Consider the following 5,859-nt stretch of genomic DNA (forward strand, 5'->3'; position numbering starts at 1 on the left):
CGATCTACCAACACCACCTCCGCGCCAGTGCTAGCTTTTCGTACCGTCACTTATTGCACTGAAAACGAGGAGACCCCAACGTGGACATCCAGATGCGCACCAATGTGCCGCACATCTTCGCCATCGGCGACATCGTGGGCCAGCCCATGCTGGCGCACAAGGCGGTGCACGAGGCGCATGTGGCGGCGGAAGTGATCGCCGGCGAATTGCAGGGCAACAAGGAACTGGCCAGCGCCGCCTTCAACGCCCGCGTGATCCCCAGCGTGGCCTACACCGACCCCGAAGTGGCCTGGGTGGGCCTGACCGAAGACCAGGCCAAGCAGCAGGGCATCAAGGTCAAGAAGGGCCTGTTCCCCTGGGCGGCCTCGGGCCGCGCCATTGCCAACGGCCGCGACGAAGGCGTCACCAAGCTGCTGTTCGACGACAGCCCCGAAGCAGGATCAGGAGACGGCCATGCTGGCCGGGGCCACGGCAAGATCCTGGGCGGCGGCATGGTCGGCACGCATGCGGGCGACATGATCGGCGAGATCGCCCTGGCCATCGAGATGGGTGCGGACGCTGTCGACATCGGCAAGACCATCCACCCGCATCCGACGCTGGGCGAGAGCATCGGCATGGCGGCGGAAGTGGCGCATGGCAGCTGCACGGATGTGCCGCCTGCGCGCAAGTAAGTCCGCAGCCAAGCTACCCTGACAAGGCCCGAACTGGCGACGGTTCGGGCCTTGTGCTTTGCGTACCCAAACAATCGCCGCAGAATACTGTGCATTTGTACAGTATTCATGTCAGCCACTTCCAAGCCCAAGCTCTACAACCCACGCCACCCCGAACGCACGCTGCTCTACCAAATGGTAGCCGAGCACTACGAGACCTGGCTAGAGTTGGCCAGCGCGGGTCAGTTCGACGGCCAGGGCGACCACCACACCCCCAAGCCCTTCGTGCGCAAAGCGTTTGCCAAGTATCTTGAGTGCGGCATCTTTGCCCATGGCTTTGCCCGCGCTCGCTGCGGCGACTGTGGGCACGACTACTTTGTAGCCTTCTCCTGCAAAGGCCGGGGAGTCTGCCCCTCGTGCACCACGCGGCGGATGGTGGAGACGGCGGCACACCTGAGCGACCACGTTTTCCCCCGCCTGCCGGTGCGCCAGTGGGTGCTCTCCGTGCCCAAGAGGTTGCGGTACTTCATGCAACGCGACGGAGCGGTGCTGAGCATGGTGCTGCGCATCTTTCTGCGGGTGATCGCACAAACTCTGCAGACCCACAGCCCCGGTGCGGCCCATATGGACAAGGCAGGCCTGCACATCGGTGCCATCGCCTTCATTCACCGATTCGGCTCCAGCCTCAATGAACACGTCCACTTCCACGTTTGTGTGGTGGACGGGGTGTTTGAGGAAGTGGAGGGCGAGGGCGATGCTGATGCGACCCCTCGAATCTCATCGCCGGGTGTCATCTTTCACGCGGCCACCGGCATCGATGCGGCTACCGTGGCCCCAGTGCAGACCACACTGCAAAAACGCATCCTGCGCGCCTTCGTTGCTCGGGGCCTGCTGGAGAACTGTGACGCCAAAGACATGCTGGGCTACAAACACAGCGGCTTCTCGGTGGACGCCGGTGTCTGCATCGAAGCCCACGACCGCGCTGCGCTGGAGCGGCTGCTGCGCTATTGCGCGCGTCCACCGTTTTCCATGGAGCGCCTACGCAAAGAGGGAAGCAAACTGGTGTACCGCTGTGCCAAACAGCGCAGCGAGCCCACCAGTGACAAGCGTGGTGCCAAGGCAGATGAGCTGCACCTCACACCGCTGGAACTGATCGACCGCATCGCCGCGCTGGTGCCACCGCCACGCACCCACCGGCACCGCTACTTTGGTGTGCTGGCACCAAACTCGCCGCTGAGAGCGGCGGTAACGGCGCTGGCTCAGCCTGCTGCGTCGCAACCAGCCACGGTGGAGACTGCACAACCTGGCGCGGGCGTACCTGGGGTGGCGGCGCCGGGCAACGCGGCCACACCCACACCCGAACCTGAAGCACGCCCGAAGCGAGCGGCGCATTACTTGTGGGCGGTGCTGATTGCCCGCATCTACGAGGCATTTCCGCTGCTGTGCCCCATGTGCGGTGGGCAGATGCGCATCATTGCCTTCATCACCCACAGCGCCGAAATCCGCCACATCCTGAACCACATCGGGGTGGAGTCTGCCCCCCCGCACATCACCCCGGCACGCGGGCCACCGCTGTGGGAGGGCTGCGACGCGCCGGTGGATGATGGTGCGCAAGGCGAGCCGGATTGGGATCTGGCAGCTCAACCCGACGAGGTAGACCAGCGCGTCAATTGGTGACCCAGTGAAGCGGCGGTATCCATCGCTGCGGGGAAGCAGCTGCGCGCGCGCCAGGCCCAAATGCATACTGCCTCCCAAGCTCTTGCCATTGAGCGGCAAGCGAGCGCTCAACCTTCCTTGGCCGAACGTGTTTCGAGGCCCAAAACTCGTGCCATACTTGGCCTCATGCGGTTGAATTTCCTATCCGTACGAGGAGGGCGAGGACGATCACGACGACCATGAGGACGGATCGGCAACGCCCGCCGACGAGCACGATCACGGCGACACCGATCCGCATATCTGGGGCAACGTCCAGAACGCGATCATCGCCATCGGCACGATCCGTGACGCGCTGATCGCCGCCGATCCGGACAACACCGATGCCTACACCGCGAATGCCGAGGCCTACCTCGGCGAGCTCGAGACCCTCGACGCATGGGTGAAGTCCGAGGTCGCGAAGATCCCGGAGGAGGATCGCAAGCTCGTCACCTCGCACGATGCTCTCGGCTACTACACCGATGCCTACGGCTTCACGATCGTCGGCACGGTCCTCGGCCTGACGACCGAGGAGGCAGAACCATCCGCGCAGCAGGTCGCGGAGCTCGTCCAGCAGATCCAGGATTCCGGCGTCAAGGCGATCTTCGCCGAAACGATCGAGAATCCGGCCGTGATCGAGGCCATTGCTGCCGAGGCCGGCGTGGTTGTCGGCCCGGAACTCTACACCGACGCACTCGGCGAGGCGGGTTCCGATGGCGACACCTACATCAAGATGATCACGTTCAACACGAACGCCATCGTGAGCGCCATTCTCGGCGAGTAACGCCGCGCTCCCTCCCGCTATCCCCTCGCGAAACGGCCCGGATCGACGACGATCCGGGCCGTTTCGCATCCCGATCGATTTCGCGTAGGATTAGGAAAGCGAACCACGCACGCTCGTCACCATGCCCTATTCCCTGGAGAGCAGCACCTCATGGCATCCTCGACCGCCACCGCCCCCGATCGCATCGAGATGATCCCGGTCACGCAACCGGTGATCGGCACTGCCCGCGTCCCCGGCTCGAAGAGCATCACGAACCGCGCGCTCCCGATCGCCGGTCTCGCGAACGGGCACTCGTCGCTGACCGGCGCGCTCTTCAGCGATGACACGCATTACATGGCGGAGGGGCTCGCCGCGCTCGGCATCGACGTCGAGGCGTTCCCGGAGGATGATCGCTTCGAGGTCGATGGGGGCGACGGCCAGTTCCCGGCCACGGAGGCGGATCTGTTCATCGGCAACTCCGGTACGACGGCACGCTTCCTGACCGCGATCCTCGCGATCGGCCACGGCACCTACCGGCTCGATGGCGTGCCGCGCATGCGTCAGCGCCCGATCGGTCCGCTGCTGAGCGCGCTCCGTCAGCTCGACGTCGACGCGACGAGTGAGGCCGGCACCGACGCGCCGCCGATCATCGTGCGCGCGAACGGCCTTGCCGGGGGACGCGCCGTGGTGCCGGGCGATCTGAGCAGCCAGTTCTTCACGGGACTGCTCCTCGCCGCACCGTACGCGCGTGATGGCGTCACGATCGAGGTCGAGGGCGAGCTCGTCTCGAAGCCGTACATCACGATCACGGCCGACGTGATGCGCGCGTTCGGGGTCGAGACCGAGATCGACGATGTCGACTGGAAGACGTTCCGCGTCGCGCCGGGGCAGCGCTACGCGGCGCGCGACTATCACATCGAGCCGGATGCCTCGAACGCGTCGTACTTCTTCGCAGCGGCGGCGGTGACGGGCGGCGAGGTGCGGGTGAACGGCCTCGGCACGCGTTCGACGCAGGGCGATCTCCAGTTCGTGCGCGTGCTCGAGCAGATGGGCGCGACGGTCACGATGACGGAGACCTCCACGACGGTCCGCGGTCCTCAGGATGGCGTGCTGCACGGCGGCGACTTCGACTTCAATGTGATCTCGGACACGGCGCAGACGCTCGCCGCGATCGCGCCGTACGCGGACGCCCCGATCACGATTCGCGGAGTCGCGCACAATCGCGTCAAGGAGACCGATCGCATCGCGGATGTCGCGACGGAGCTGCGTCGTCTCGGGCAGGTGGTCGACGAGTTCCAGGACGGTCTGACGATCCATCCGCAGCCGGTGACGCCGGCGGAGGTGCATACCTACGACGATCACCGCATGGCGATGAGCTTCGCGCTGACGGGCCTCCGCGCGCCGGGCGTGACGATCCTCGATCCGGGGTGCACGGCGAAGACCTTCCCGGATTACTTCGACCGCCTCGGCGAGCTGGTGAAATAACCCCATCACTGCCCATCACGTCAGATACGAGCCGGGGAGGAGTCGATCGACACCACCCCGGCTCGCGTTTCGACGCTTCCCTCGAACTATTGACTCTCCCCCGGGAACCAGATACAGTTTCTTGCAGACAGGCGAAGCCTGTCACGACCTCATCCAGAGGGGCAGAGGGACCGGCCCAATGAAGCCCCAGCAACCCCCCGATCCATATCGGGAAGGTGCTAAGTCCGGCAGGGAATCCTGGGAGATGAGGGAGCGCCACACCGTCAGGGGTGGTCTGCCTCCCGTCGTCCCCACGATGAGGAGGCTTTTTCGTGAGAATCACCCTCGCCACATCCGTCGATCGGCTCCGCTCCGGGATCAGGCATCTCGCCGAGCCATGGCTGGAACGACTCTTCTTCACCTCCCCCGCCTGGTATCCCTGTCACCTCTGACCTTGACTTCATCTTCTTCATCTACGCGCAGCGACTCGACGCGTTCGCCGCGCCCCAGTCGACCGATCCCGGCATCACGACCGAGTCGTCCGATGCCGCTCAGCACGAAGGACCCCTGTCATGAGTCAGACTCCATCGACCCAGCCGCTCCGCCGTCTTGTCGACCGCTTCCGCGCCGGTGATCTCTCCCGCCGCGACTTCGTCCAGCGCGCGACCGCGCTTGGCGTCGGACTCGCTGCGGCCAACGTGATCGCCAGCGAGGTCGCCGCCCAAAGCGCAACGCCGAGCGACGCGGCGTCGCCCGTCGCCTCGCCGGTTGCCGGATTCCCGGATGACGGCACCGAGGGGCAAACCCGCGGCGCCGGCGGCGAGCTGCGCATCATCCAGTCGCAGGCGCCGTCGGTGCTGAGCACGCATCGCTCCACCGGCAGCAAGGATGTCTACGCCGCCAGCCTTGTCCTCGAGCCGCTGCTCACCTACTTCGCCGATGGCTCGCTCGGCCCACAGCTCCTCGCCAGCGTCCCGTCCGTCGAGGATGGCACGCTCTCCGAAGACCTCACGCAAGTCACGCTGACGCTCAAGGAAGGGCTCCTCTGGAACGACGGCGAGCCCGTCACGTCGAACGACATCGTCTTCACGTGGAAGTGGGTCACCACCGCCGAGAACTCCTCCTCGAACATCGAGCTCTGGGGGCTGATCGAGACCATTGAGACGACCGACGATCTCACCGCCGTCGTCACGTTCTCGTCACCGCAGGTCGCCTTGAGTGCGGCATCTTTGCCCATGGCTTTGCCCGCGCTCGCTGCGGCGACTGTGGGCACGACTACTTTGTAGCCTT

General features: G+C 65.3%; 3 protein-coding genes, 2 pseudogenes and 1 riboswitch. All 5 genes and pseudogenes read left to right on the forward strand.

Annotated features, from left to right (window positions below; translation table 11 throughout):
• Positions 1 to 65 precede the first annotated feature (65 nt).
• A pseudogene (locus NCR40_RS31060) lies at positions 66 to 671 on the forward strand (oxidoreductase dimerization domain-containing protein); the annotation flags it as partial.
• Between the two features lie 108 nt (positions 672 to 779).
• Complete coding sequence (locus tag NCR40_RS31065; RefSeq protein ID WP_011117152.1) at positions 780 to 2,327, forward strand: IS91-like element ISCR8/ISPps1 family transposase; 1,548 nt, start codon at positions 780 to 782, stop codon at positions 2,325 to 2,327.
• Between the two features lie 175 nt (positions 2,328 to 2,502).
• Positions 2,503 to 3,126, forward strand: a complete 624-nt coding sequence (locus NCR40_RS31070; RefSeq protein ID WP_087748616.1) for a metal ABC transporter solute-binding protein, Zn/Mn family — start codon at positions 2,503 to 2,505, stop codon at positions 3,124 to 3,126.
• Between the two features lie 150 nt (positions 3,127 to 3,276).
• On the forward strand, positions 3,277 to 4,590 hold the full coding sequence (gene aroA, locus NCR40_RS31075; protein WP_087748615.1) for a 3-phosphoshikimate 1-carboxyvinyltransferase: 1,314 nt from the start codon (positions 3,277 to 3,279) through the stop codon (positions 4,588 to 4,590).
• Positions 4,591 to 4,736: 146 nt separating this feature from the next.
• A riboswitch (SAM riboswitch) is annotated at positions 4,737 to 4,841 on the forward strand.
• 300 nt (positions 4,842 to 5,141) lie between these two features.
• A pseudogene (locus NCR40_RS31080) lies at positions 5,142 to 5,750 on the forward strand (ABC transporter substrate-binding protein); the annotation flags it as partial.
• Positions 5,751 to 5,859 lie beyond the last annotated feature (109 nt).

Origin of the sequence: Caballeronia sp. GACF4, assembly GCF_023631025.1 — a bacterium.
GTDB lineage: Bacteria > Pseudomonadota > Gammaproteobacteria > Burkholderiales > Burkholderiaceae > Caballeronia.